We start from the raw sequence: 272 nt of genomic DNA, 5'->3' as shown, positions 1-272 counted from the left end.
CGGATCTGATTATCGGCACCATCGCGGGGGTAATTGTACTTAACGGTGCTAGACGCATTCTGGCGCTCAAGGATTAAGCAATGTCCATTTTTGGCAAACATCTGTCACCGTACGCTCTGTTGTCCATCTCCGGCCTGCTGGCAGCGTCTGATCAGGCCGTAAAATGGCTGGTGCAACAATCAATGGCATATGGCGAGTCTATTTCAGTGACCTCATTCTTTAACTGGGTACACGTATGGAATACCGGTGCCGCATTCAGTCTTTTTGCGAAT

1 protein-coding gene is annotated in these 272 nt (G+C 49.3%); it reads left to right on the top strand.

Annotated features, from left to right (window positions below):
* Positions 1 to 80: 80 nt before the first annotated feature.
* The coding region (locus ACX5KA_RS11435; protein ID WP_458731210.1) for a signal peptidase II at positions 81 to 272 on the top strand (192 nt) is incomplete at its 3' end.

The organism is Alteromonas alvinellae (assembly GCF_902705805.1).
This window is presented reverse-complemented; position numbering and strand designations above follow the sequence as displayed.